A 26,946-nucleotide genomic window follows, 5' to 3' on the forward strand; every position below is an offset into this window, starting at 1 on the left:
TGGCCATTATTTGATCTTTTTCGCTTCGGAGGTCTGACCATTATACGTCATCGTTCGCTTGGTGACCTTTCCCGAAGCATCCCGCATGAACTCAAGCTGGGCATTCATATCTTTGAACGCGAACCTGGTTTCGGATTGGGGGATTATCTCCAGCTTCCTGCCGCCGGTCAGTTCCTCGAAGAGCTGATTTCCTTCGCGGGTGACCGTGAAGGTAGATTTTGCATCTCCTCCAAATGGTCCCTCATAGATGCCGACATATCTGTCCAGCACATTTGTGTCTAGCCGCACCGATGGAGCCTGGGCTTTCTCTGCGTAATCGACCAGGTAATAGATCTCCTGTCTCGCTGTTTCACGGAGTACGTTCATTTCCTTGAAGAACTGTTTCGAGTCCACGCCAGGCATCGTTTTCTTGAAAGCCGCTTCTTGTTTAGTCTCGTCGGATTCCAGTAAGGCTTTCATGCTGGGAAACTGGTACACCGAGGTAAAATCGTAAGCTTTCTCGGTACCCCAGGGTAACAACAGACCCACAAAACTCCAACCAGCAGCGCCACCCGAAACGACGCGCTCCCGGTTAAACGGCGATGCTATTTTGACGCGGTCCATGTATTCCAGATACTGCCCATTTTTAACCTTGATGTTCGATACTAGCCAGACCGGAGCTTTAGCGGGAGACGACTTGGGGTCGGCCAGAGTCCCATCAATGTGCTCCCAGATTTCAACTTTGGCTACTTCCTTTACTTCGTTCGTACGTTTTAAAAGGTCAGTTAATTTCGGCCGGTAGTCGCTCCCCATCACCTCGATCAGATGCTTCTCGGGGGTAGAATTGTCCATGTAACCAGGGTCGGTAAAATTACTGATCGTGATGTAACTGTATTCCTTATTGGGGTTAGTGCTCATGTCGAGGCCCAGCAGGTACCAGCCACGAATGAACCCATCGTTGGCCTGGGCCTGGTGTATTTTCTTCCACTCATTTTCAATGACCCGGGCCTCGACCAGCGTGTGACCGGGTTTTAGCTTGTGAAAATAGGCTACCGAAAATACTTTTTTGGGAGCTTGTGCCAAACCGGCCGTGAGAACAAATAAGGTTAGCACACAGACATAGAGGAGACGGAGTATTGCATTAATTTTCATACTTATAAGGAATGGATTAGAGGGTGAGAAAGAAAATATTATCCTGAATTGATCAAATCACGTTAGGGGCGAATGATCAGAAATGGCTCATACTTAGGTGCCGGTGATGATCCTTTAGTACCTGTCTGGAAAGCTTCTGACTGAAAGATTACCCATCGCCCATCGGAAAGAACCTGCACCCGATCGAAGTGTGGAGGAGTCGGGTCTTCAGGTAAATGTTGTGTGAACGGTTTAATGTATACGTTGCCGTTCTTGTCCCGTCTCCACCTCATCCGCCGGACATTATCCTGAGCTGCCAGTAACGACTGGACTTCCTGATTACTGGTCTCATTTTGTCGATCCACTCGACCTGGTTGGACAGGGCTGGGCGTTACATAATCGGGGTTGGCGTGCCGGAGGATCGATGGCGTAGTACCAATCGACGGATTAACCTGCCCAATAGTCCGCGAACAACTACCAGTAAACAGCAGCAGGAGAAAAAAGAAACGAACATTCATGGGTGTGGAGGAAAAGGTGGCAAAAATTAGAGGCAAGACCCTTCGTTAAATCAAATTTATGTAGGTACAAACGCCTATCTGTTAAGTTTTTGTGTAGATCAACAAATCGGGTATAGTCTCATGTCTTCTCATTGCACTGGCGGGTTATTCATCAATTGAGGCAACGGTCAAATCTATGACGAAGGCCTTTCGTCAACCTTCAATTCTGTGTCATCTTCTTTCAATTTTGGGCCATTTGGGCAAAAACCAGCTTTTAGGGGGTACTTTCCTGCTGGTTACTCATGATGCGGTCAGCCAACGCGTTGATTGCAGATGCGGTAAAAGAATGGGAGGCTTAATCCAACTGCCGGTTCAGAAACTCGGAGGGCGTTTGTTGATACGTGTGTTTGAAGACGGTAGCGAAGTAGGCAGGGCTCTCGAAACCGACGGTATAGGCTATGTCTGCTATGGATCGTCCGGCCCGCAGCAGTTGAGTAGCGCGTTGGAGCCGGTAGTGCCGGATGAAATCATTTGCCGACATATTGCTGACGGCCGTCATCTTGCGGTAGAGCGTCCGGCGGCTCATACCCACCGCCAGCGCCAGATCATCAACGCCAAAAGTCGTGTCGTCCAGCCGTGTTTCAATGGCTTGGTGCAACTGACCGATAAAAGGATCAGGAATTGGCTCATTGGTCTGCCCAGCCGGGCTTGACAGTTGCCGATACAGGAAAGCCCTCAGGTTGGCCTGCCGGGTCAGCATATTATTTAGCCGCAGGAACAGTTCGTCAACGTGAAAGGGCTTGCTCAGGTAGTCGTCGGCGCCCTGTTCTAGTCCTGCCAGACGGCTGGTATGGGCGGCCCGGGCCGTAAGCAATACAACTGCTATGTGATTGGTAGCCAGCGTGGATTTAATGCAATGGGTCAGCTGGAAACCGTCCAGTCGGGGCATCATCACATCGGTCAACACGACATCAGGCAGGTCGCGCTGGCAAAGTAGCCAGCCTTCTTCTCCATCGGCAGCGGTCAGAACCCGGTAATGGTCAGCCAGCTCACCGGCCATGAATGCCCGGAGTTCATCATTATCTTCCACGACCAGTACCAGCGGAGCATCATCAGCAATAACGGCGGATGGCTGCCTCACTGATGTAGTGGACGGTGCTGGATCGGAGTCGGCAACCAGTAACGACGTACCGGGGAATGTAACGGCTGGCGCGTCGGGCTGAGCGGTTGCGGGTAATAGGGGTAACGTCAGGATAAACGTAGTACCGGAAGGCGATTCTGTCCGGCTCTCGACCGCAATCGTTCCATGGAGTAACTCGATCAATTCTCTCACCAGAGCCAGGCCAATACCAGTTCCTTCGTAAGCACGGGTCTGGGACGTATCAACCTGGTAGAACCGGTCGAAAATATGGGGGAGTTTATCAGGAGGAATGCCGATGCCCGTATCTGCCAAGTGTAGCACAAGTTGTTCGACGGACGAGGGGTCAATCGTTAGCAAAATCTGACCACCTGCTGGTGTAAATTTCAGGGCATTGCTCAGTAGATTTGTGATAATCGTCTCCCATTTATCGGCGTCAAACAACCACGGGCCATGCGGATGTTCTTGACCCGAATTAATAATATCTACCGTAAGGCTAATCTGCTGCGTAGCCGCCATCGGGTAGAAGGAATCAACCAGACGCTGGATAAACTCGACACCATCCCCCCGCACGAAGGTCACCCGCATACTGTTATCTTCCAGCTTGGCGAGGTCGAGAAGCTGATTAACGAGCCGCAGCAGGTGTACCGCGTTGCGGTGAATCGAAGCCATCAAGTGGCGGGTATAGGTATCCTGATCGGGGGTTTTAAGCAGCTTTTCCGCAGGGGATAGAATCAGCGTCAGCGGGGTGCGAAACTCGTGAGTAATATTGGCGAAAAAACGGGATTTGACTTCATCGACGGCCCGGAGCTGGTCAGCCTCCCGGCGTTTGAGCGTAATTTCCTGGTGTTGCTGACCCTGCTGGATCCGAAAACGAATGAACCCCAGCACCAGACCGCCAAAGGCCAGCCCATACAGCAGATAAGCCCACCAGGTAGCCCAGAATGGGGGCTTAATACGAATCAATAACCGCCTGGCTTGGCGGCTCCACTGCCCGTCAGACCGGGTGCTGTTGACGCTGAATATATAACGCCCCGGTGCAAGCTGAGTATAATTCGCCGTGTTCTGAGTGCCCACTTCCACCCAGTCATTATCAACACCGGTGAGCCGGTATCGATACTGTAGTTTTTCGGTTTTCCCGTAATGAAGCCCGGCAAAGCCAATCGTCAGGAAGTTCTGGGTATGGTCGAGCACCAGTTCCGACAGTGTGTTGATCGGGGCTGGCAGTAGGTTGGTCTCGGCTGTCAGGTTTGCATCCGTTGGCTTATTGTTGATCAGCAGGGCCGTCAGCACGATAGGCGGCTCATAGGTATCGTCCTGAATCGCTCCAGGGTTGAAGATGATCCGGCCATTCGGTGTGCCGAATACCAGCCGCCCATCGGGCAGATGAGCCGAAGACGTTCGCATAAAAGCGGTTTCGGTCAGACCATCATCACTGGTAAAGTGTCGCCATTTTAGCGTCTTGGGATTCACCCGCACCAGTCCCTGTTTAGTGGCACACCAGAGCATACCCTGGTCGTCGGTTTCTATACTTTGGATAGCGCCATTGGGAAACCCTTCAGCTTCGCCCAGGCGTTGGAAGCGCATCGTTCGGGTATTCAGACGGCATAATCCACCCCCTAACGTACCGATCCACAGGACTGTGCTGTCATTAGGATCGGCACTCAGACAGTTAATGCTGTTGACCGGCAGCGAATTTGTTGACTGGGGTTTGTTCCGCAGGGGGGCGTCGTAACGCTGTCGGCGGATGTCGTATCGATATAAGCCAAGTCCGAACTGCGAGCCTACCCAGATAGACTGGCCCAGGGGCTGAATATCTCCTGCGTCGTAGTTAGGGTATAGGTGTGTCAGGGGTAACTGACTATTGGGATACGAATGCCCTTTTGTCCCATCAGGACTGACAGCAAGTAGCCCCAGTCGGTTGTTATAAACCCATATTTCTCCCCGTCGGCTTGTTTTCAGGCACAGGTTGCAGCATACATGCCCATTTAGTTCGCCAAACGTGGGCAATTCGTTGATTGTTTGGTTATTGACTACGTGACGATACACGCGGGAGGGATCACATAGATAATAATTTCCGCGGGAATCTCTGGTGTAGCGGGGCCAGTTTTCGGTGGCCCACACTTCGAAGCTGTCGGGTAGGGTGATACCCAGGTCCTCTTCGAGCAAATCATCACAGAATGATTTTTTTCTGGAAACGTAATCAAGGGGCAATGCCCGTAAATCGAGTTGGGTTAAACCTGTTGAACCGTCCGTGATCCACAGAACGCCCGACCGATCAATGAGCCAGGGCGCCAGTCGATCGGTAGCGGTTTCTGCCTGACGCAGTAACGAAAACTGCCCTGTTTTATCCAGTTGGTACAACCGGTTCAGGTATCCCAGATATAGCCGATCGGCGGACAGCGTCTTTAAGCCATACGGTATGGGTGTGGCCAACTTCCGGACACCACTGGAACTGACCTTCACAACATTGGGAATCGGGATGGTCCGAAACCGATCATGTACCGGATCGTAGAAGGCAACGACATCATACCCAAATACGGCAATCTGCCCGGCGGGCCCCAGCGTAACCTGGTGGCGGTCGGCGGAATGGAAATTCATGCCGCGTACACGATCGATCGTCGGGAATGGAAATGGAATGATACGCTTGCGGCCCGTCCGGGTGTCGAACTGAAGCAATCCGGCCATTGTCTCACCATAAATGTGGCCCGTCGGGGCAAGGATAAAATCATGCACCTCGTTGACGCTGCCTACCAACGTAGGCAAATCATAGATTCGCAGGGTTTTTCGGTGCAGGTCGTAGTCAACGAGTCGGACGCCTGACAACAGGCCCCACAGATGCTTTCCGTCTGCGCTGAGTTGAATCTGGTTGACGAGGGCCTTGTTGCGATCCAGAACTTGCCGGTGAATCAGGGTCGTAAACCGCTCGCTGGCCGGATCGAAACGCTGAATCGTTCCTGATTCGGTATTGATAACGAAAGAGCCATCGGGCGCTACTACTAAATCCCTGATTTTATTGTCGGCCAGGGAGAGCGTATCGCCCGGCCGATTCCGGAATACCTTCGTAGCCCGTCCATCATAACGCGCCAGCCCGTCGGATGTAGCGATCCAGAGAAAACCAGCCCGATCCTGCACTACCCCAGCGATCTCATTACTTGGTAGTCCATTGGCCGTTGTTAGCTGGGGGGAACGTTTGGGTGAAAGCTGAGCTACGGCTGCTGAAATGCTCAGAAATAAGAGAAAAATAATGCTACGACAAACCGGAAGATGACTATACTGCTTGATGAAACGCTTCCGTAATCCGGATACCCATTTCAGGTGGTAAACCGGATGCTGGGCATGCCAGAATCGTGGACGACCAAATCCAGAGAGGTCCATAACGAGTAGGTGTGTAGTAGCATAGGCAATCTATAAACGAAGCGAAACAAGACGTAATAAATATATAATACGGTGGGAGGAAGGAGGAGAAGGAGGAAAGGAGAAGTTGCCTGATCAGCAATTCCTTTCCTCCCCCTATTTAAGTTTAATCACTTCCGACCCGGCCAGCAGAAATGCGCCGGTGCCGTAGACTTCCCAGCTATCGGCGTTGAAATTCCGGCGGGGATCGGCGCCGATGGGCTGCACCCAGCCAACGCGGCCCTCGTCCGAAACCAGCTTATTCAGAGCGACCCAGGCCTTCCGAACGGCGGGTAGATATTTGTCTTTCGGTAGAATGCCGTTATTGATGCCCCAGGCCATTGCGTAGCAATCGAAGCCTGAGCCGCTCGCTTCACCACCTGGATACGCATCGGGGTCGAGTAGGCTGGCCCGCCATAGACCGTCGGCTTGTTGCAGACCCAGCAGTCGTTCGCTCATTTGCTTGTAGAGGGTAACGTAGAAATCGCGCTGGGGGTAGTTGGCTGGTAGCTCGTTGAGCAGTTGAACCAGGCCACCCATAACCCAGCCGTTCCCCCGCGACCAGAAAATTTTCTGGCCGTTACTTTCTTTCTTACCGCTGCCGTCGGCACTGATCAGGTACGACCCATCCCGCGCAAACAGGTGTTCCTGCGTGTTGTACAGCCGATCGTATGTCTGCCGGAACAGGCTGTCGTTCAGTTTGTAGTACCAGGACTCGTTCAGAGTACGTCCCAGACCAGTCAGTACTGGCGGGGCCATGAACAACGCATCGCACCACCACCACGTAATGCCGTTTTTCTGCACTTCCTGACCCGGTGTGGTGCGGAGTTTCTGCACCGTATCAATCGTTGGCTGGATCATCCGCCGGTCTTTTTTGAGCCGATACAGATTAAGGTAGGTCTGGCAAATGGCAATGTCATCGGCGTGGTCGTACCGGCGACCGGGCTGCCAGTTGGTGCGTTCGCCCATCGCCATCAGTGAATCCATCAGCAGGGGCGATTTGGTTGTCTGGTAAGCCGCAAAGACCCCCGAATAAAACGCTCCGTTTGTCCAGTCGGTTGTGGCGTGTTTGGGATGGTTCAACTGCCAGGTGGCGGCTTTGATCAGTGTTTCTTTGATATAAGCAGGCTTGAAATAAACCTTGTCATCGGGGACTTTATCGCCATGAACACGGTTGCTGGGATAGGGGCGAGTAAAACCGAAGAGGGTACAGGCTAGCACGCCCAAGAGAGCCAGGTGGGAGCTGTGACGTTGTTGTTTTGTCGTCATCGTGTAGGGGTTCGTTTTCAGCAGGAATAGTCTAGGCAACTAAAGGCGATTAACGTCCGCATTTTACTGACTGGGTGTATAGGCTGACTGGGGTACCTACTTGTATTCCACCTCAGTTTAGGGGCCGCGACCACCCCCCTGCCCCCTCCTAAAACAGGAGGGGGGCTAAACGAGTATCTCTGGGGGGGCTGTTTTGGGAGGGGCTAGGCGGGGCGGCCCGTGCCGGCGGTCAGTGCCAACTTCCTCTCCAACAGCAGTCGCTCTTTCGCTCATTCACACTTTCACTTTTTGAAGTTATTATCGTCCCATCCAGCCACCATCGACGGTCAGGATTGTACCGTGAACGTAACGGGACGCATCCGAAGCCAGAAATACGATTGGCCCTTTGAAGTCGTCGGGTTCACCCCAGCGCCCCGCCGGGATTCGTCCCAGAATGGCCTGACTTCGTGCTTTGTCCGCCCGTAGTGCTTCCGTATTGTCCGTCGAAATGTAGCCGGGCGCAATGGCGTTGACGTTAATACCCTGGCTCGCCCATTCATTCGCGAACGCTTTGGTCAGGCTGCCGATGGCTCCTTTGCTGGCGGCATAACCTGGTACGTTAATGCCCCCCTGAAACGTGAGCAGCGACGCCGTGAAAATAACCTTGCCGCTGCCCCGCGCTACCATATCCCGACCAATCTCGCGGGTGAGTATAAACGGCGCGGTCTGGTTGATAGCAATCACTTCGTCCCAGTACTCGTCCGGGTGTTCGGCGGCTGGCTGGCGCAGGATGGTACCGGCGTTGTTAACCAGAATATCGATAACGGGGTGATCCTGCTTTACCTGCTGAATAAAGGCGTTGAGTGAATCTCGCTTTCCAAAATTGGCCTGATAGGCGAAAAACTTCTGGCCCCGCGCTTCAATGGACTGAGCTACGGCGCTGCCGGTCAGTTCCAGACTGGCCGAAACGCCAATGATATTGGCCCCTGCTTCGGCTAATCCCTCGGCCATCGCTTTGCCGATGCCGCGTTTGCAGCCCGTTACCAATGCCGTTTTACCGGCCAACGAAAAGGTTGATAAAATCGAATCCATGATTGATTAGTTACCTGCTTTTTTGGGCAGGACGGTGATACGTAGCGGCTGTTTCTGCTGGGCCGCAATCTGCCGGAGATAGGCGAACCAGTCGGCGCTGGACGTAATGCGTCCCGCTTTGTCCCAGGCCCCACCGGTGTAATAAATCAGATCATCGCTGGGTTTAGCAGTTAGCCGGGCCAGGGCGTGGTCATATTTACGCAGCATCGATACAGGGGCTTTTGGGAAAACGCAGCCAACGCCAATGGTGCCATCGTTACCGTGCTTCGGTTCCCAGTAGCCCATGATTCCGTTTTTCTCGTCCTGCAATAACGGACTTGGTTCCGACCGGAGAGAAATGCCGACAACCATTGGTAACGGCTTCGGGGACGTGTGTTCGATGTGGACCTGTACTTTGCTAAGCTGCGCCCCGACATCCAACGAGACCGTCCGAACCTCCTTTACCGTAATGCCCTTGAATGTGTACGGATCGAATGTAACGCGAAACGTAGACCGGAGTGGACCGTTATCCAGGATTTCCCAGGAACGGTAGTTGTGCACGAACTGAATGGAATCGTTCAGGAAAACGCCGATGTTGCCCGCGCCGAGAGTGAGCCCGACGTGGTAATAGTCTAGCCCTTCGCCGTGGTCTTTGTGGTAGTCGTCCTGCTTGTACCACTTGTCCAGCACCAGTTCGTTGGTGCGTTTGGCCCAGATGTCGGTGCCGTAGGCGTTATCAGAACGGCCATTCAGGGCGGCCCCGTAGATACGGAAGGCTACGTTGTCGTTCTCCCAGGCGAAATCGTCGTAACGCTCGGGCACGTAGCGGCAGTACGTTTTTGCTTTTACGGGAGTTGGTGTGCCTTTGCGCAACATAAGCTGAACCGATTGCTTCGGAGCCAGGCTGAGCTGCACGAGCAGGTTCTGTACAGGTTTCTTTCCCCGGTGTTCCAACTGATACGGTACCTCCTGGCCATCGCTGGTCTGCACGATCAACTGGCTGGTGTCTACTTGTGGATAGGCCTTCAGGATGGTCGCCCACGGAATCTCGACGACGGTTTGCGTCAGGGACGTGTTACTCGGATTAGTTACCTGAATCGGGGCCGACGACTGCGCCAGCAGAGAGCCGCTCAGCCCCAGCATCCACGCGAAAAGAACGAACTTCATGATTAGCGCAGATCGGTGATGGGACAGAAATCCATGTCGCCGTAGTCGAGGTTTTCGCCAGCCATCCCCCAGATAAAGGTGTAGTTCGACGTACCGGCTCCCGAATGAATCGACCAGTTTGGCGAAATAACGGCCTGCTCGTTCTGTATCCAGATGTGGCGGGTTTCCTGCGGCTGGCCCATAAAATGACAGACGGCCTGCCCCTCGGGTACTTCGAAATAAAAATAAACCTCCATGCGCCGGTCGTGGGTGTGAGCGGGCATGGTGTTCCATACGCTGCCCGGTTTCAGTTCGGTCATGCCCATCTGGAGCTGGCAGGTCGGCAGGACTTTGTTGATAAGCATCTGGTTGATAGTGCGATGATTAGCCGTTTCCAGCGTGCCCAGTTCGAGCTTGTTAGCATCGGCGCGGGAAACTTTCCGGCTTGGGTAGCTCGTGTGAGCAGGGGTGGAGTTGAGATAAAACTTCGCGGGGGCATTGGCATCCACGGACGAAAACTGCACGCTCTGCGTACCCTGACCAATGTATAAGGCTTCTTTGTAATCCAGCTCATACGTAACACCATCGGCCACCACCTGCCCCGCACCACCGACGTTGATCATACCCAACTCCCGGCGTTCGAGAAAATAAGCGGCTTTCAACTGGTCGGGGGCTTCGAGCGTAACAGGACCGGCCACGGGCATAACGCCCCCGGTCAGGTAGCGGTCGAAGAACGACAGCGTCCAGCTAAACTGATCGGCCGTAAAGAGATTATCGATCAGGAAATTCTGCCGAAGCTGGTCGGTATCCATGCCTTTTACTTCGGTTGGGGACGATGCATAGCGGCTGTCAAAAGTCGTCATGGTAATTAGGTTTTGTGTCTTTGTCATGATTGTCTACGTAACGATCCTGTATTAAAATACCTCAAATTCGTGGGTGCCAGTACTTACAGCGTCAAGTCTCCAGAAATTGCCCTCGGCCGTGGCTTTAATGGCTTTACCATCCTGTCGCACCCGACTTTTAGCCGTTTTTCTGGGTAAATAGACCACGCCGTTCGTGTTGCCCGGTAGGGTGACCCGTAGCCGGAAGCGTTTGGGCTGGTTATCGAACGAGACCGCGATGGGACCACGCAGGGTCGCTACCCGCAAAGATGCCTGCCGCAACGTATCGGGTTGGGGTTTGATCTGAACCGTTTCAAACGCGGGTGTCAGCGGTTCGACACCCATCAGCTTCCGAACGATGATATTGGCCGGGGCTGCTCCCCAGGCGTGGTTCCAGTCCTGATTCGGTTTGTAACGGGTGTCCCAGGCTTCGGTGGTCATGGTCGATCCGGTACGAATCATGTTATACCAACTTCGCTCGGCCGTCGAATTCATCAGTGCCAGCCCATAGGCCGATTCGTGGGCGTTATACAGCGCGTCGAGCAGAAATTGAGAACCATACACACTACACGCCATACCCCGCGACCGAATGTGCGCCAGTACGTTCGACTGGTGTTTCGGGGGAATCAGCCCAAACGCCAGTGCCATCATGTTGGCGTGCAATGACGCGTGGTCGGTGCCGTCCCCGTCGCGGACCAGGCCGGTTTTGGGGTCGAGAAAAGTCAATTCAAACGCTTTCTTTACCTGAGCCGCCCGATTGGTAAAAAACGTAGCGTCGGCGGTTTTGCCCAGTTGCTTCGCCAATTGCGCCATGAACACCAACCCCTCGTAATGAAAGGCGTTGACCACGGCGTTATAATCCCGAAAAACAAAGCCGTCCGTTTCGCCTGCCTCTTTTTTGCCCAGTCCCAGAACGCCCTGTTGTGGCCAGTCGACAATGTCCTGGATGGTCGGGCGTCCGTCGAACGTAGTATAATGAATGGACTCTTTGAATTCGGGCGTCTGCAAACCGGTGCGCGTGCTGATCAGCCCGTCCGGCCGGGCCAGCGGTAGCAGGAGCTTGGCTTTCAAATCGGGATAAAGGGCTGCAACGGTGCGCGAATCGCCGGAGTAGAGGTAGTCGCACCAGGCAATCAGGACGTTCTGCAACGACCACTCGGTTGGCCAGGTCGCATGAAAAACCAGGTAATTCAGCGATCGTTTGGCGATGGTGTACTCGGCGTCGGTGGCGTAGTGAGAGAGCTGATTGATTAGGGCGTCGGCCTCGTACGGAATCCGCTCGCGGTCACCGTCGACGTAATAGCCCGAAAACGTAGTGGCTTTGATGGTGTGTTTGCAGATGTCCCAGACCTGATTCAGCACCGAATCGGAACTCACAAAGGTCGTGGCATCCTCGTCGAATGGGTAGTTGACCACCTCACGCACCACCTGCTCGACGCGTCCACTTATCTTCGATTGGTCCACGTCTACGTAGCGAAACGGCAGTACCTCACCGATGTAATCGGGCATCAAAATAGCTTTGGGACCGGTGTTGCGCGGATCGGATTTGAACTGAACTGCGTATCGGTGTTTGCTCTGCTGGAGTGGCAGGATAATCCGGCGGTACCGCAGTGTACCAGCGGGTTTGGCGTCAACGTATCCCTCAGGGGTCAGCGCTTCGCCGATGTGCAGCACCAACGTATCGCGGTCAGACTGAGCCGATGCCGTAACGAAAATCTGCCCGAAAGCATCGTTCCCGAAGTCGTATAACATCCGTCTGCCGGGTAACGAGCGTTGCTCTTTAGTTCGCTCTTCGGTTTTGACCAGCGGATAAAAGGGCGTTTCGTAATCAGTGATTTTGGGTGCCGTACGAAATGCTTTTATCACGGAGAAGTCGCCCGCTGTCTGCTGGTCATTCCAGGTTTTGACCCGCCAGAAGTAGATCCGGTCCGCAGTCAGCCGCAGCGTAGCCGGTAACTGCACTCCCACACTCTGGGTACTCAATACCTTTCCCGAATCCCAAATATCCCCCACATTAGCCTGACTATTTTTGCGGGAGGAACTGAGGATGATTTGATAGGCCGTCTGGCGACTGTCGGGCAGTACCCAGCTAAACGATGGGCGAGCACTGCGAATCAGGGCCAACTGACCCGCGAACTTCGCCGAATCAGCCCCGTCGAGCGACCAGTTCGTTAAAAAACCATTGCTCCACACCCGGTCGGTATGGAGCAACAAATCCGTACGCAGGGCCGTCGGCGCTGTCTGAGCCGCGGCCGTCTGTACAATCAGGAAAGACAAAATAAAAAAAAGATCCCGCATGAACCCGTCGGTCGATTAGCGCAAATTCACGCTGTGGTCGTGCGGAAAATCGTCTCCGCCCCAAATTTTCTGTGCACTCCACTTCGCTGGCGCATCGGCCCAGAACGGATCGGAGGCCGGGAGGCCGAGCGGCAGAAAGATGTTCGTGGCAATATACAAACTACCCTGGTTGTTATACACATCGGCCAGATCGGGCTGCGACCCGTGCAGCCCAATGGTGAGCCAGCCGTTCTGGTACGTAGACGGGCTTTCCAGCGTCTTTTTTATCACCGCCGTCAGGGCGCAGCGCACCTGCGCGGGAGTTAGTTGCTCGGGCAGCGTTTTCCGCCAGGCCATATCGGCCAGGTGCTGAAAAACAGCGCCCCGGTAGACGATGGAACGGCCTGTGGCAGGATACGTACCATCGGTATTGATAAGCCGCTCCTGAATGACGGCGTAGCGGTCGTTTCGCTTGTTGATCTTGTCGATCATGCTGGTGTAGGCATTCGTCTTCTTGCCAATAATCTCCGTAATGGCGGTCAGGAAGGGGTGGATGACGTAGCTGTTATAATAATCGAAGGCGTACGACGGCCCATCCGAATACATACCATCGCCTACATACCACTGTTCCAGTTGCTGGAGCGCATAGTCCACCCGCATGGGGTCCCACTCGTAGCCGTATCTGGCAAAAAACGCTTCGTTCATGGCTGAGAACAACAGCCAGTTCGAAAAACCAGGCTTGAACTGGCGAGTACTTTTGACTGCCCTGATCAGCAGCGCCCGATCTGGTTTGCTCAGGTGTTCCCACAGCCAGGGGGCGCGGGTAAATGCGAGCGCAATGAACGACGCATCGACGAGCTGTTGACCTCCCAGATCAAAGCGCATATAATCCTTCGCCGTTGAGTCCAGCGCGTGGTGTACCCCTTGAATTGCCCACTGCCGATACTGATTTCGCAGGGCTACTTCCTCTGCGCTGCCGCCTTCGCCCTGCAGCCAGGGGGCAATACCACTCAGTACCCGCCCCAGTACCTCGACGTACTGGACCTGTATCCGGTGCTCTTTGTTGTCAACTCGCTTGGAGACCACTGTCGGCATCACAATACGCAGGCTGTCGTGGGCAAGACTTGACATCACTGGTCTGACCATCTTGTCCATCTCGGCCAGCCAGAACTGCCGGTCGGAAACAGCAGAAGCGGGGGGCTTTTGGGACGTTTTTTTCTTCTGAGCAAAGCCAGTCCCGGTCGATAGACCGAGGAGAAGGCCGATGCCCAGCAGGCGTAAACTGATTCGTTTCATTGAGGAATTAGAGTTGACTATTGTACTTTCTACCCGCCTGAGAGATGTGCTAGCTCTAGCTACATCACCCCCCCGCCCCCTAAAGGGGGAGAAAATTGTAAATAAACTTCTCCCCCTTTAGGGGGCGGGGGGTAGCCTCGGTATGAGAGAAAAACAACAGAATGATCAAGAAATAAGCGATTATTTCCGCTTGCTCACGCCCTTTTTCTCCAAAAAACGGTACATCTCGCAGCCAGCGAGCAAAAAGGCGCCGACGCCAAAATTAGTCGTTGATTTGGCGTTGACGACCTGCCCCGGAATGGCCTTTTCGCCGATGGGCTGTACGTAGCCCACCGCTCCGTCGGATTGCAACGCTACGGTCGACAGGTAGGTCCAGCCTTTCTGAGCAGCAGGCAGGTACGTTTTCTTGTCGAGGTAGCCGTTGTTGATGCCCCACAGCAGGCCATAGGTAAAGAAGGCCGTACCGCTGGTTTCCGGGCCGGGGGCGTGGGCCGGATCGAGCATGCTCCGAGTCCAGTAGCCGTCAGCCTGCTGGGCGGGTAGGATCGCTTCGGCCATGCCGGTAAATTTTGCTACGTACTCGGCGTGGTGCGGGTCGTTCTTGGGTAGGTCGTTTAGCACTTTGGCTAGCCCGGCAAACACCCAGCCATCGCCCCGCGCCCAGAAATCCTTCTGACCATTCGCGCTCTTGTGTTTCGGATAGACATACTTGGCGTCGCGATAGTACAGCTTCGCATCACGATCGTACATAATGCTGTTGGCGTAGGTGAAGTACTCGTGTAGCTTCTCCAGGTACTGCTTGTCGCCGGTTAGTTTATAAAGTTTGGTCATGACCGGCATCACCATATACAGACCATCCGCCCACCACCAGTAGTCGTTCCGGTCAGTGCTCATCTCGTAGCTCATCACCTCTTTAGCGCGGGTAATTCGTTCGGGCACCGGCTTGAGGGTATAGAGGTCGATGTAGGTCTGGAAGCAGATCTGCCAGTCGCCAAACAGGACGTAATCGTCGGTTTCGCCGTACGAGTATTTCCAACTGGCTTTATCATCGGACTTAGCGCCCTTCCACTCGTTGTGCTCGGCCCAGGCTTCAGAGTACGCCCGGTACGCGTCGTTTTTGGTCAGAAAATACGCTTCCATATTGCCCGTATGGTAAGCCGCGTTGTCCCAGAACGCTCGTCCGTGGGTGGGATTGGTGGTCTGCCAGTGGTCGTTGACGCGCTGAATCGCTTCCAGCACCCCAGCCGCCGTTGGCTGGGGCTGCGCTCGTAAGGCAGACGTAGCGAATAGCAGAAAAAAGCTAACAAAACGGTACAACCGCATAATTGGAGGCACTTAGTTGTTCCATTGATTCAGGTTCCACGAATTTACCCATTTCACTACGGGCTGATTATTCTCAAAGGTGATGGGCAGCCACAGATACCGGCTGTCTTTCAAATCTTTTGGGTTCCACTTGTCGGCAATAAAGATAAATGCGTCTTTCTTGCCCTGAACCGGCTGAATGTAAGTCGACTGACCGCCAAAGGTCTTATCGGCTAGTGGGCCCTGCATTGGATCGCCGACTGGTTTCCAGGGGCCGAACAGCGACTGCGCTACGTGCATACTGGCCTGGTTGGGAGCCCAGCCGGTACAGCCACTGGTAATCATGTAGTATTGCCCGTCTTTCTTGAAGAGGGCCGGTGCTTCCTGGTGTTTGCTGAACAGGAGCGTATCGGCCTGGCTGGCAGACAGGTAATCGTCAGTGAGTTTGGTGATGCGCAGGTCGTAGTTCTCGCGGGCCGAGTAGATGTGATACGCCGAACCGTCGTCGTCCACAAACAGGGTCATGTCCCGCGACATGTGGCCGTTGGGCCGGAAGCTATTGACATAGCGGTATGGCCCGGTTACCTTATCACTGACGGCCACCCCGGCGCGGGCGGCTTTGTAGCCCTGCCCCGGCAGTTCGAGGTGAAACCACATGACGTATTGCTTCGTCTTCGGGTTGTAAATCACCTTCGGCCGTTCCATTAGACCGCCCACGGCAATTTCACTCTGTGGATCCGTCGATTTGGCCAGCGCCATGCCTTCGGCCTTCCAGTTGTAGAGATCTTTAGATGAGTAAACGTTGATGCCCTCGGAGGCCGACTGCCCCCGCTTCTCCCCGAACCAGTAGTAGGTTTCGTTCTGGTACAGCAGTCCCCCGCCGTGAGCGTTGATGAGGGCGCCATTCTGGTCGTACCAGCGTTCGCCGGGCGTGAATTTTGTTTGTTTGCCGGTTGTCGACTGGGCCTGGACCGTCAGTGATCCAAGGCCGAGCAACAGACTAAAACAGGTTGAGCGTAAGATGTTCATTGAATAAAGCAGTTAGAAACTGTCTGAAAAATTATTTCTTAACAAGCCTAACAACCCCTGAATCCCCTTCAGGGCAGGGCTATTAAGTTCTTAATTTGACTCTGATAGTGATTAAATCACCTTCGGGTAGATTGCCCTAAAACTTAATAGCCCCGCCCTGAAGGGGACTAGAGGTTGTCAACTAGTTTCTTAGAACGAGTTACCGTTGATAGACCCGGACATAGTCGATTTCGAAACGCCGGGGAAACGTAGTTTTACTGGGGTCACCGCCGTTGTCGCCACCCAGGGCCAGGTTGAGCAGGACGTAATGCGGTTGTTTAAACGGGTTGATGCTGGTACCGTCCTGGTTGATGGTTTCCTGCAACGATACGCTGTTCAGCAGCTGGTCATCAACGTACAGGCGAATGCCCGTTTCGTCCCAGTCCATCCGCCAGACGTGGAATTTACTGGCCCAGTCGGGGTCGTTGAAGGACGTAACCGGTTTCTTCGTCGTGCGCCACTCCGCTTTGTAGCGTTGATTGGTGCCCCAGGCCACGTTAGCGAGCAGGTCGTTTCGGTAGTACTCCATGATGTCAATTTCCCCGTTCGATGGCCACTCGCCCGCTACGCCCAGTGTCCAGAAAGCGGGCCACATGCCGGGGCTGATGTCGATCCGGCCCCGCATTTCGAATCGACCGTACTGCCACTGGTGCAGTCCCTTCGTGTTCAGGCTGGCCGAGGTGTACTCAATTGTTTTGCGCTGCGTACGCCAGTCGCTGCTGCCGGCCTGATACGTTGGGTTAGGCTTCTGTTCGCGACGCGCTTCGATTGTGAGTAAGCCGTTGGCACAGCGGGCGTTATCGGCCTGGTACCACTGATCTTCGTGATTCCGGGCGAAACCTTTTTCAAACTGCCAGTTCTTCGGATCAGGCGCCCCCGGTTTGGTAAATTCGTCGGACCAGACCAGTTTCCAGGTGGTGTCCGATTCGGGATTGGGTGCTTTGCCGCCCGATCGAACCGATTGGCTGTGACCAGGAATGGCCACTACACTCAGGACGAATACGTTGGCGACGAGAAGACGAAAAAAAGCCATAGCGAGTAAAGGAAAAGGGTGCCGCACTGAATAAGTACGACACCCCGAAAAGTTACTAGTATCCCGGATTCTGCGCCAGGACGGCGTCTTTGTTCAACTGAATTTCGTTGAGCGGAATCGGCAGCAGCAGGTGCGTGCTGGTCAGTCCCCGCAGCGGGTTAACGGCGCTGTTGCTGTTGAGCCGGACTGCCCGGTCGACCAGCGTTTTGGTGCGCATGAGCGTCATTCGCCGGTTTTCTTCGCCAATCAGTTCGCGTACCCGCTCGTCCAGAATGAAATCCAGCGTCATATCCGACGCGGCTACTTTGCCCACCGTTGGGTAAGCCGGGAAGGCCCGTTCGCGGAGGGCGTTGATGCTCGTGGCAGCCGCTTCCAGTTTGCCCTGCTTGAACTGTGCTTCGGCCAGCAGAAGGTAGGTTTCGCCCAGTCGCATCAGGATAAAATCTTTGATCATGGCGTAGCCGAACGTATCGTTGGGGTCAAACTGGTACCACTTGGTCGTGTGCGGAGCAATGTTGAACAACGTATCGGTGCCCGCGTACGGAACCGGTTTGCCGTACGTGGCCGGCTTCGTTGGATCGTTGTAGACGTAACGACGGCGGATGCTATACTGCGAATTGCGAATGTCGCCCTGCTTGTAGAGACTATACAGTACCCAGTTGCTTAGCCGTAACCGGCCCAGCGCCCGGCCGCCCGTTGAATCGGAGAGCGCCATACCCTGTACGTTGTGGTAAGCCGCGCCCCACACCCGGCGTTGCTGAGGGTTGTCGGTAATACCACCCACGACCGTCGCGGGGTTTTCCTGCTCCAGCACCCAGATGGCTTCGGTATTGCCCTGCACCCGGCGCTGGTTGCCGTAGACGAACATATCCGAGTAGTAGTCGCCTGCGCCACCGGACCGGAGACCATAGCGATTCTTAATCAGCTTGAAGCGCCCGCTGCTGATGATGCTCTGCAGCTGGGTTTCGGCCAGGTCGGGCTTGCCCATGCGCAGGTAGGCTTCAGCCAGCAATTGCATAGCCATGAATTTGTTGGCCCGGCCGTAGAGTTTCCCTTTCGAGTTCGACTTTACGCTTTCGATGTCAGGCAGATTCGCCACGGCAAATGTCAGGTCGTCGACGATCTGCTTGTCTACGTCGGCCAGCGGAGCCCGTACGAAGTCCGTCTTAGGCCCCGTGAGCGCCTGCGTAATCAGAGGGACTCCACCAAAGCAGGTTGCCAGATTATTGTACGCGTAACCCCGGAAGAATTTGGCTTCGGCGCTAATACGGGCTTTACCCCCCGCGCTGATCCCCGTGAGCGTTGGTGCTTCGGCTCCATTGATGATCGTGTTAGTGAGGTTGATCATAATGTAATTCCGGTCCCAGGTGCGGGCCGCTGCCCCATCGGTCGGGGTCAGCTGGGCGTAGTTGTAATATGGAATCTCGACACCTTCCTGGTTCGCCGTGGCGTTAGCTACGTCGGTACCTACCTGCCAGACGCTGGGCCAGCCCTGGCGGGACGACCAGGAGAAATACGTACTGGTGTGGTTGTACAGGCCGACCAGCGACGCTTCGAAACCCAGCGAGTCGTTCAGGGTCAGGGGGGTATAGGCCGAGAACGGTTTTTCTTCCAGAAAGGTATCCTTGCAGGCCGTAGCCGTGGCCAGGACCGAGACGGATAAGGCTATTTTTAAGTATGTTTTCATTCGTGTAAAGAGCGAAAGTGTGAAAGAGCGATTCAGCTGGCTCGTTTGCTCACGTGCATTAGCGCAGGCTGATGTTGAGGCCACCGACGAAGGAGCGGGTGAGCGGGTAGTTGTTTGTCCAGTCGCCCGTACCCCTAGATTGCTGCACCGCTTCGGGATCCCAGCCAATCCAGTTCGTGAACGTGTACAGGTTTCGGCCGCTGACGTACACGGTCAGGCTGCCCAGCCCCAGTTTGTCCAGTAGCTTGGGCGCCAGAACGTAGCTCAGCGTTACGTCTTTAATGCGCGTAAAGCTAGCATCCGATGCGTAGCCGTAGCCCCGTGGGTTTTTGTAGGCCAGTGAGGGACGCGTGTTGCTCATGTTTTCGGCGGTCCAGTAGCCCACGTCGACAGGGGTGTTTCGTTTGCCGGTTTCGTCGGCGTAGGTTAGGTCGGCGTTGTTGCGGGTCACTCCCTGTACGGTCTGAATAAAGACGCTTAGGTTGATGTTCTTGTAGTGGAACGTGTTGGTCAGACCACCCGTCCATTTCGGTGCCGTCTGGCCCAGGATCATCCGGTCGCCGTCGGGTGTGATCTTACCGTCGCCGTTCAGATCAGCAAATTTCAGGTCACCGGCTACCGAACCGGGGTCCTGCGCGGCTGCGCTCTCGCCGTTCTGCCACACACCCGCCAGTTTGTAATCGTAGATCACGCTGATCGGCTGACCAATGAACCAGCGGTTCCCCAGGTCGTCTTTCTTGTCGCCGTAGAGGTCCAGAATCCGGTTACGGTTGGACGCAAAAACGACGGTGCTTTCCCAGCCGAAGTCGCCACGGGCTACGTTACGCGTGTTCAGCGTTACTTCTACCCCCGTGTTCGATGTTTCGCCCAGGTTGTCGTACACGTTGTAATAGCCTGTGATGATCGGCAAGCTCCGTAACAGCAGCAGCCCTTTGGTCCGGTTCTGGTACACGTCGATGCTACCGTTGATGCGGTTGCTGAAGAAGCCAAAGTCAAGACCAACGTTTTTGCTCAGCGTTGTTTCCCACTGGAGATTGTTGTTGCCCAGATTGCCGGGGAATGCCCCAATGGTGCTGACGCCGTTGAAGGGCGAGCGGCCTACGTTGTTGGTCGTGATGGTCCGGTAGACGCTGATGGCCTCGTTTCCTGACTTACCGTACGACAACCGGAGCTTCAGATTCGTAACGGCCGGAATGTCTTTCATGAACGCTTCGTTGCTGATATTCCAGCCGATAGCCGCCGATGGGAACAGACCATACTTGGACGTATTGGACCCGAATACTGACGAACCATCGCGCCGGGCGGTTACCGTAAACAGATAGCGGCTGTTGTAGGAGTAGTTGATCCGGCCCATCTGCGAGTTCAGGGCGTAACGGTCAGCGTAGGAGTTACTCGTCTGGGTAGCCCCGGCCCCCAGGTTATTGAACGACAGCTGATCGTTGACGAAGCCTACGGCGTTCGCCGTTGAGGTGTTGTATCTCCGCTGCTGCGCGCTGTACAGACCTGTTAAGTCGATGTGGTGCTTGCCGAAATCCTTGGCGTAGGACAGGATGTTTTCCAGTGTAAAGCTGTTCGTTTCCGAGAAGAACGTATTGGCCGTACCCAGCAGATCGTTGGCTGCCCGGCCGGTGTAGCTGGCAGTGCGCGCAGGGATGAACGAGTAGCCGATGTTCATACGATATTTCAGCCCCGACAGTTTGTTGGGCAGTTTCAGCTCCAGGTAGCCGTTGCCGTTCAGGTTGGTGCTGCGGTCGATCCGGTCGGTCGTGAGGCCCAGCATCGGGTTGGTGTAGAGCTGCTCCGGGAACATCGGGTAGATGGTGTACGTGCCGTCAGCGTTGTACTCCTGCCCGTACGGACTCATAGCCGTGGCGTTGAGCAAGTTGGCCCGGCCCCCGTCGCGGTTGTTGTTGGCGATAAAGAGCGAGGTGCCGATTGTCAGGTAATCCGTTACGTTGATGTCCAGGTTTGAGCGGAAGCTGGCCCGTTTGTACTGGTATCCTTTGATAACGCCCTTCTGATCGAGGATCTCACCCGAGACAAAATAGCGTACGTTGGGACCACCGCCCGATATGCTCAGGTTGTGATCCTGCAGAATCCCGGTCTGCGTCGCTTCCTTGAGCCAGTCGGTCGTGATACCTGCGTTGTAGTTCGCCAGTTCGTTGTAGTTGGGTACGGGATTGACCAGTTTCTGGCCGGTCTGGGTAAGCCAGTCTTTGTATTTCTGCACGTACTCCTCGCCGTTGCGGGGCCGCAGGATGTGCGCAAAATTCTCCACCCCGACGTAGTTGTTGTAGCGGATGGTGGGCTTGCCTGTGCTGCCCCGCTTGGTTGTCACCAGAATAACCCCATTGGCGCCGTTGGTCCCGTAAATAGCCACCGCCGATGCGTCTTTCAGAATTTCCATCGATTCGATGTCATTGGGGTTGATATCGCTCAGCGAACCGCCGGTTTTGCTCAGCGGAATTCCATCGACGATGACGTACGGGCCAGAGTTCGCATTGATGGAGTTTTGTCCCCGGATGACGGTTGAGGGGGCTGCGCCCGGTACCGACGACGACTGGGTGATGTTCACCCCGGCCACCGATCCCTGTATGGCCTGCAACACGTTCGTGACGGGTAACTGCGACAAACGGGCTTTGGGAACCGACGCCACGGCGCCCGTAATGTCAGAGCGTTTCTGCGTACCGTACCCAACCACAACGACCTCATTCAGGGATTTTGAGTCACCCTGGAGCTGAACGTTCACCGTGGTCTGATTGCCAAGGGCAACTTCCTGCAACTGGTAGCCGATGTACGAAAAGATCAGCACGGGGTCTTTGGTGCCGTCAGGAATGCGAATTGTGTACCCCCCGTTTGCATCAGTATTGGTACCAATTGACGTACCTTTAAGTGCAACGCTGGCCCCGGGCAGCGCACCTCCTTTTTCGTCAGTCACTTTCCCGGTAACGGAGATGACGGCCGGAGCGGTGACTGCCAGCGATGCCGTAGTTGCGCGGACAGCAAGGGGTGAACGAGCTGGATTACCATCCGGCCGAAGTGACACCGCAAAAACTCCGTGGAGGGGGAGTAGCGTGCCGCAAACGAGTAGCCATTTCATGTTCATAGAGAAAGAGGAAAGCTTAGTTTATTTGGCTATTTAGTTGATCAGAGCTGATGAGTTATTAAAATTATAATTGGAATAGTGCAAAAGTAAGACAAGGTTTTTCTGTAACTGGGGGTAGTTTTCGTCAATAAAAGGGGGTATTTTCGTAGCTACAGAACTGTATAATCACTTGTTTTGTGGACTTATCTGGGTGCAAGCTGTTGATGATCAATACATTGCTTTACTTTTCTTTTAAGGGGTAGGGAATCGGATGTCTAAACAGGGAAAAGACAAGCGTCGCTGATGAATGAATAGAGCTTTTTTTCGAATAATTGGTCGCTTTCTGCTTGGTATGCTGCCACTGCTGGCGTACGGTCAGCATAAACCGGAGGAGTACCGGTTTGAGCACATTACCGTCAACGAGGGTCTGTCGCACAGCGACGTTATGTGCAGCGTTGAGGACAAGGCCGGCTTCGTCTGGATCGGCACCAACAATGGGATCGACCGCTACGACGGCTATGAGTTAAAGAACTACCAGATGCCCGTCAACCCGCTGAACGGACTGTCGGGTAATCGCATCCGGTCTATGCTGCTGGACCGGAAGGGGCGGCTGTGGGTAGGGGCCGAAAGCGCTGGCCTGAGCCTGTTCGACGCCGGCCACGGCCGCTTCGTAACTAGTAGTCAGCAGGCAAAATCTACCGCCGATCAGAAGCTGGTGCAACTGCTGGCGCAGACGGACGTAACCAGCCTGACGGTTGACCGGCGGGGGCGCATCTGGGCCGGTACGCCCAGCCGGGGGGCGTTTGTGCTGACTATTGACGAACAGGGCTGGCTGGTCCGAATCGTCCAGATTCAGTTCCCGTATACGCCCGAGCGTTCATGGCGCGTAACGGACCTGGTGGCCGATGGCGAAGGGAAAATCTGGATCGCTACGTTAGGGGATGGCCTTTATTACGTCGATGAGCCGACCAACGAGACTCTGTTACCCCGTGTTATCCGGACGTCGGTACGAGCATCTGCCATACTGGCCCTGCACCTCGACCGGCGGGGTGACCTGTGGATTGGCACTGACAAAAACATATTCTGGGTGGACAAAGCCAACCGACGTACCGCCCGCCAGCTGGATGCGCATCCGCTCCCCAAGGAGTACGAAGATATTGAGTGTTTGTATCTGGATTCGTTCGGGCAGTTGTGGGTGGGCACCAACTTCGGTTTGTCTCTCTGGGAGGCTAATCCGCTTGGCTCCAGAAACGCAGCGGGAACGGTCTTACCCGTCCGGGTCGATAACCCAAGAACGTTTTTACCGCTCGACAACAGTCCGTTCAGCATCAACTCCGGCCGGATTCATCAGATTTTCGAGAGCCGGTTCGGAATCCTTTGGCTGGCGGCTTCGGCGGGTGGGTTGAACAAGGTAGACCTGCACCGGAAACCCTTCGGCATCCTGCGTCGGCAACTGTCGCAAATCCCAACCCTGCCCAATAACTACATCAATGCTATCCTGAAGGATGAAACAAGCAATACACTCTGGATCGGTACCCGCAACGGTTTTTCGGGCTATAACCTGACCAACGGTACGTATCGAAACTTCCTGAATCGGCCGCTGCCGGGCAACGCTACGGGGATTGATGTGTCGACCTTCTGCCAGGCGTCGGACGGTACGCTCTGGGTCGGCACCCGCTACAACGGACTGGCCCTCTTCCGGAACGGCCGGATTCAAAATTACGTCAGGCTACCCGGCTCAACCAGTATCGAGCGGATTGTCGAAGATCGATTCGGCACCATCTGGGTCGCTACCTTCGAGCTGGGCCTGCTCCGCTTCGACCAGCAGGGGAAGCTGCTGCACCAGTTCAGGGCTCCAGAATTACCAACGCGCCAGTTTACGTTTCTGCTCTACGACAAAGCCAGTGATTTGCTCTGGGCCAGTACCAAAGGGGCGGGTGTGCTGAAACTCCGCGTTACGCCCACATCGCTGCAACTGCTGAGGCAGTTCACCTACGATCCGGAAAACGCTCACAGTCTGTCCGTTAACTACGCCTGGCCGTTGCTGAAAGATCGCCGGGGGGCGTTGTGGATCGGCACGATCGGGGGCGGCCTGAATCAGCTGACAACCAACGCGCAAGGGCAGGATGTAATCCGGCGGTACAGCGACGTCGTGCCCCAGTCAAACGTGGAAAGTCTGCTGGAAGATGAGCAGGGGAAGCTGTGGATGGGCGGGGATGGACTGGTGCGCTTTGATCCCGTGAGCCGCCAGCTCCTGCGTTACAACGAAGCAGACGGACTACAGAGTAATTCGTTCAAAATTGGGGCTGCTTACCGGTCGAACGACGGCACCCTGTACTTCGGTGGCATCAACGGCGTTACGTATTTCCGGCCCCGGCTGCTGGTCCCGAATCCATACCCACCCCTGGTTCGTTTTACGGACTTGCAGGTCTTTAATAAACCGATCCGTATCGGCGAAACCGTCGATGGGCGGGTGCTGCTGGAAAAGCCGCTGGACCAGCTGGACCGGTTGGTAATCAAGGCTGAAGAGAAGGATTTTTCCATTGGCTTCGTCGGCCTGAACTACATTAATCCGCAGAAACATACCTACGCGTACCGCCTGATTGGCTACAATGACGCCTGGATCTATCCGGCAAAGGGCCAGCGTACGGCCAGCTTTGCCAACCTGCCCCCCGGCGATTATACTCTGATTGTGAAAGCCAGCAACGGTGAAGGGAAATGGGGCCTAGCCCCGGCTACGTTGACTATTGCGGTGCTGCCGCCCTGGTGGCGGACGTGGTGGGCGTACCTGCTCTACGCAGCCGCGCTAGCCGGAGCCCTGTTGCTGTATCGGCGTATCACCGCCCAGCAGCAGGCATTGAAGAATAAACTGGCGCTGGAGCAGTATAAGGTGGAAACCGAGAAAGAAGTGACCGATGCCCGGCTTCGGTTCTTTACCAACGTATCGCACGAGCTGCGTACCCCGCTCACGCTGATTCTGGGGCCGATGGAAGAGCTGGCCGGTACGGCGGCACCACCGCACGGGTTCCGGGACAAGATTATGCTGATGCACCAGCAGACTCGTAAACTACTGAATCTGGTCAATCAGCTACTGGATTTCCGGAAGGTAGAGTCGGGGCACGTATCGTTGCACGCCAGTCGGGAGAACGTATTGCCGTTTCTGACGGAGATTTTTCTGCTCTTCAAATTAAAGGCCGAAGAATGCCGGATTGACTACGCCCTCGAAGCCCCAAGAGCTCCCATCATGCTTTATTTCGACCGGAGTAAGCTGGAAATTATCCTGACCAACCTGATGTCGAATGCCTTCAAGTACACCCCCGAAGGCGGTAAAATAAACCTGCTGGTAGCAGTTGTTGGATCAACTGACCAGCCAGCGCAGCGAACGGAAAACAAGCTGGTGGACAACTACCTGCAAATCGTTGTGCGTGACTGGGGCGTCGGGATGGAAGCCAGTGAACTTGACCGAATCTTTGATCCGTACTACCAGGCGTCGCATACCGACACGTTACGTATGATGGGTACCGGCATCGGTTTGTCGCTGGTGAAACAGTTTGTTGAAGCACATACCGGGGAGATTATTGTTCAGAGCGACGCCGGGTTAGGTACTACGTTTACCGTTCGACTGCCGTTCGGGCACGCCCACCTGACGCCCGCCCAGATCCGTGAGGAAGCGCTGCTGGAAGCACCAGTAGTGGACGGTGGCACGGAGCCAACCCCTGTCGTGGATGAACCGGATCTGCCGTTGACAGCCGAGTTCAGCCCGGGTCCAATGGGGCGTCTGCTGCTGGTGGAGGACAACGACGAGCTCCGGCAATATTTACAGGAACTGTTCACATCGACCTACGAGGTTGCCGTGGCGGTCGATGGGGTAGAGGGCTGGCAGAAAACGCAGGAAATGCTGCCGGATCTGGTCATCAGCGACGTTATGATGCCCCGCAGCGACGGGCTGGAACTCTGTAAAAAGATTAAGGAACATCCGAAGACATTACATATTCCGGTAGTGCTGCTAACAGCCCGGGTGGCGGCTGTTCAGGAAGTAGAAGGGCTGGAGTCAGGAGCCGACGAGTACATGGTGAAACCATTTAATCCCCGGATTCTGTACGCTAAAATCGGGTCTATGCTGCAAAGCCGGAGCCGCCTGAAGGAATACTACCATCGTCAGATTTTGCTGGAGCCGACCCAGGTTGTGATCCCGGACGAAGAACGGCAGCTGCTGGACAAAGCCATGAATCTGGTCGAGCAGAATCTGACGAATCCTGAGTTCAGCGTACCCGTATTGGTGCGCGAGATGGGCATGAGCCAGTCGACGTTTTACCGGCAGTTGAAAGCCATTACGGGCCAGTCGGTTATTGAATTCATTCGGGATGTTCGTATGAAACGAGCCGCGCAGCTACTGGCCGACAGCCACCTACGCGTATCTGAAATTGCGGAGCAAGTGGGCATCGACGACCTGAAATATTTCCGGAAAACGTTTCAGAGCGTCTATACCGTATCGCCCTCGGAGTACGCCCGCCAGCATCGGACGTCGGCTAAGTCAGTGGAAGAAATCCAGGATATGCTGTAGTGTTACTGATCCCTGGTACCAGCTGGTGGTACTATGTAGTTGATAGGGGAGCCCGTGCGTAGACTCTGGCAAAGCGTCAAGTTGAGACTTTGCCAGAGTTTTTATTAGCAGGAAATACGTTGCGGAGAGGTAGTACCAACGCATAGG

The 26,946-nt window shown here is 54.9% G+C and carries 15 protein-coding genes; 1 reads left to right on the plus strand and 14 read right to left on the minus strand.

The genetic code is table 11. The features are described from left to right. Positions 1–6: 6 nt before the first annotated feature. The 14 genes from HU175_RS12990 to HU175_RS13055 all read right to left on the minus strand — a co-directional run bounded on the left by HU175_RS12990 (position 7) and on the right by HU175_RS13055 (position 22,256). Entirely contained in the window at positions 7–1,131 is a 1,125-nt protein-coding gene (locus HU175_RS12990) for a DUF3471 domain-containing protein (RefSeq protein ID WP_176567007.1), read from the minus strand. A gap of 62 nt (positions 1,132–1,193) precedes the next feature. Beyond that, positions 1,194–1,628, minus strand: coding sequence for a hypothetical protein (locus tag HU175_RS12995; protein WP_176567008.1), 435 nt, complete (start codon positions 1,626–1,628; stop codon positions 1,194–1,196). A gap of 334 nt (positions 1,629–1,962) precedes the next feature. Continuing rightward, the gene (locus HU175_RS13000; protein WP_176567009.1) at positions 1,963–6,123 is read right to left on the minus strand and encodes a hybrid sensor histidine kinase/response regulator transcription factor; all 4,161 of its coding nucleotides are present in this window, start codon (positions 6,121–6,123) and stop codon (positions 1,963–1,965) included. A gap of 135 nt (positions 6,124–6,258) precedes the next feature. Continuing rightward, positions 6,259–7,410, minus strand: coding sequence for a glycoside hydrolase family 105 protein (locus HU175_RS13005; RefSeq protein ID WP_176567010.1), 1,152 nt, complete (start codon positions 7,408–7,410; stop codon positions 6,259–6,261). A 297-nt stretch (positions 7,411–7,707) separates the two neighbouring features. Continuing rightward, the gene (locus HU175_RS13010) at positions 7,708–8,472 is read right to left on the minus strand and encodes an SDR family NAD(P)-dependent oxidoreductase (protein ID WP_176569210.1); all 765 of its coding nucleotides are present in this window, start codon (positions 8,470–8,472) and stop codon (positions 7,708–7,710) included. Positions 8,473–8,487: 15 nt separating this feature from the next. Then, positions 8,488–9,627, minus strand: a complete 1,140-nt coding sequence (locus HU175_RS13015; protein ID WP_176567011.1) for a DUF4861 family protein — start codon at positions 9,625–9,627, stop codon at positions 8,488–8,490. A 2-nt stretch (positions 9,628–9,629) separates the two neighbouring features. Next, complete coding sequence (kduI, locus tag HU175_RS13020; protein ID WP_176567012.1) at positions 9,630–10,469, minus strand: 5-dehydro-4-deoxy-D-glucuronate isomerase; 840 nt, start codon at positions 10,467–10,469, stop codon at positions 9,630–9,632. A 51-nt stretch (positions 10,470–10,520) separates the two neighbouring features. Further along, the gene (locus tag HU175_RS13025; protein WP_176567013.1) at positions 10,521–12,785 is read right to left on the minus strand and encodes an alpha-L-rhamnosidase C-terminal domain-containing protein; all 2,265 of its coding nucleotides are present in this window, start codon (positions 12,783–12,785) and stop codon (positions 10,521–10,523) included. A 15-nt stretch (positions 12,786–12,800) separates the two neighbouring features. Beyond that, positions 12,801–14,060, minus strand: coding sequence for a DUF2264 domain-containing protein (locus tag HU175_RS13030; protein WP_176567014.1), 1,260 nt, complete (start codon positions 14,058–14,060; stop codon positions 12,801–12,803). A gap of 180 nt (positions 14,061–14,240) precedes the next feature. Further along, the gene (locus tag HU175_RS13035; RefSeq protein ID WP_176567015.1) at positions 14,241–15,383 is read right to left on the minus strand and encodes a glycoside hydrolase family 88 protein; all 1,143 of its coding nucleotides are present in this window, start codon (positions 15,381–15,383) and stop codon (positions 14,241–14,243) included. A gap of 12 nt (positions 15,384–15,395) precedes the next feature. Then, positions 15,396–16,391: a glycoside hydrolase family 43 protein gene (locus HU175_RS13040; RefSeq protein WP_176567016.1), complete on the minus strand. Its 996-nt coding sequence runs from the start codon at positions 16,389–16,391 to the stop codon at positions 15,396–15,398. A 199-nt stretch (positions 16,392–16,590) separates the two neighbouring features. Continuing rightward, complete coding sequence (locus HU175_RS13045; RefSeq protein WP_176567017.1) at positions 16,591–17,463, minus strand: family 16 glycosylhydrolase; 873 nt, start codon at positions 17,461–17,463, stop codon at positions 16,591–16,593. A gap of 55 nt (positions 17,464–17,518) precedes the next feature. Then, the gene (locus tag HU175_RS13050; RefSeq protein ID WP_176567018.1) at positions 17,519–19,150 is read right to left on the minus strand and encodes a RagB/SusD family nutrient uptake outer membrane protein; all 1,632 of its coding nucleotides are present in this window, start codon (positions 19,148–19,150) and stop codon (positions 17,519–17,521) included. A 58-nt stretch (positions 19,151–19,208) separates the two neighbouring features. Then, complete coding sequence (locus tag HU175_RS13055; protein ID WP_176567019.1) at positions 19,209–22,256, minus strand: SusC/RagA family TonB-linked outer membrane protein; 3,048 nt, start codon at positions 22,254–22,256, stop codon at positions 19,209–19,211. Between the two features lie 286 nt (positions 22,257–22,542). Here HU175_RS13055 and HU175_RS13060 point away from each other — a divergent pair, with 286 nt between their 5' ends. Then, the gene (locus HU175_RS13060) at positions 22,543–26,799 is read left to right on the plus strand and encodes a hybrid sensor histidine kinase/response regulator transcription factor (RefSeq protein WP_176567020.1); all 4,257 of its coding nucleotides are present in this window, start codon (positions 22,543–22,545) and stop codon (positions 26,797–26,799) included. Positions 26,800–26,946 lie beyond the last annotated feature (147 nt).

It is taken from the genome of Spirosoma sp. KUDC1026, assembly GCF_013375035.1.
GTDB lineage: Bacteria > Bacteroidota > Bacteroidia > Cytophagales > Spirosomataceae > Spirosoma.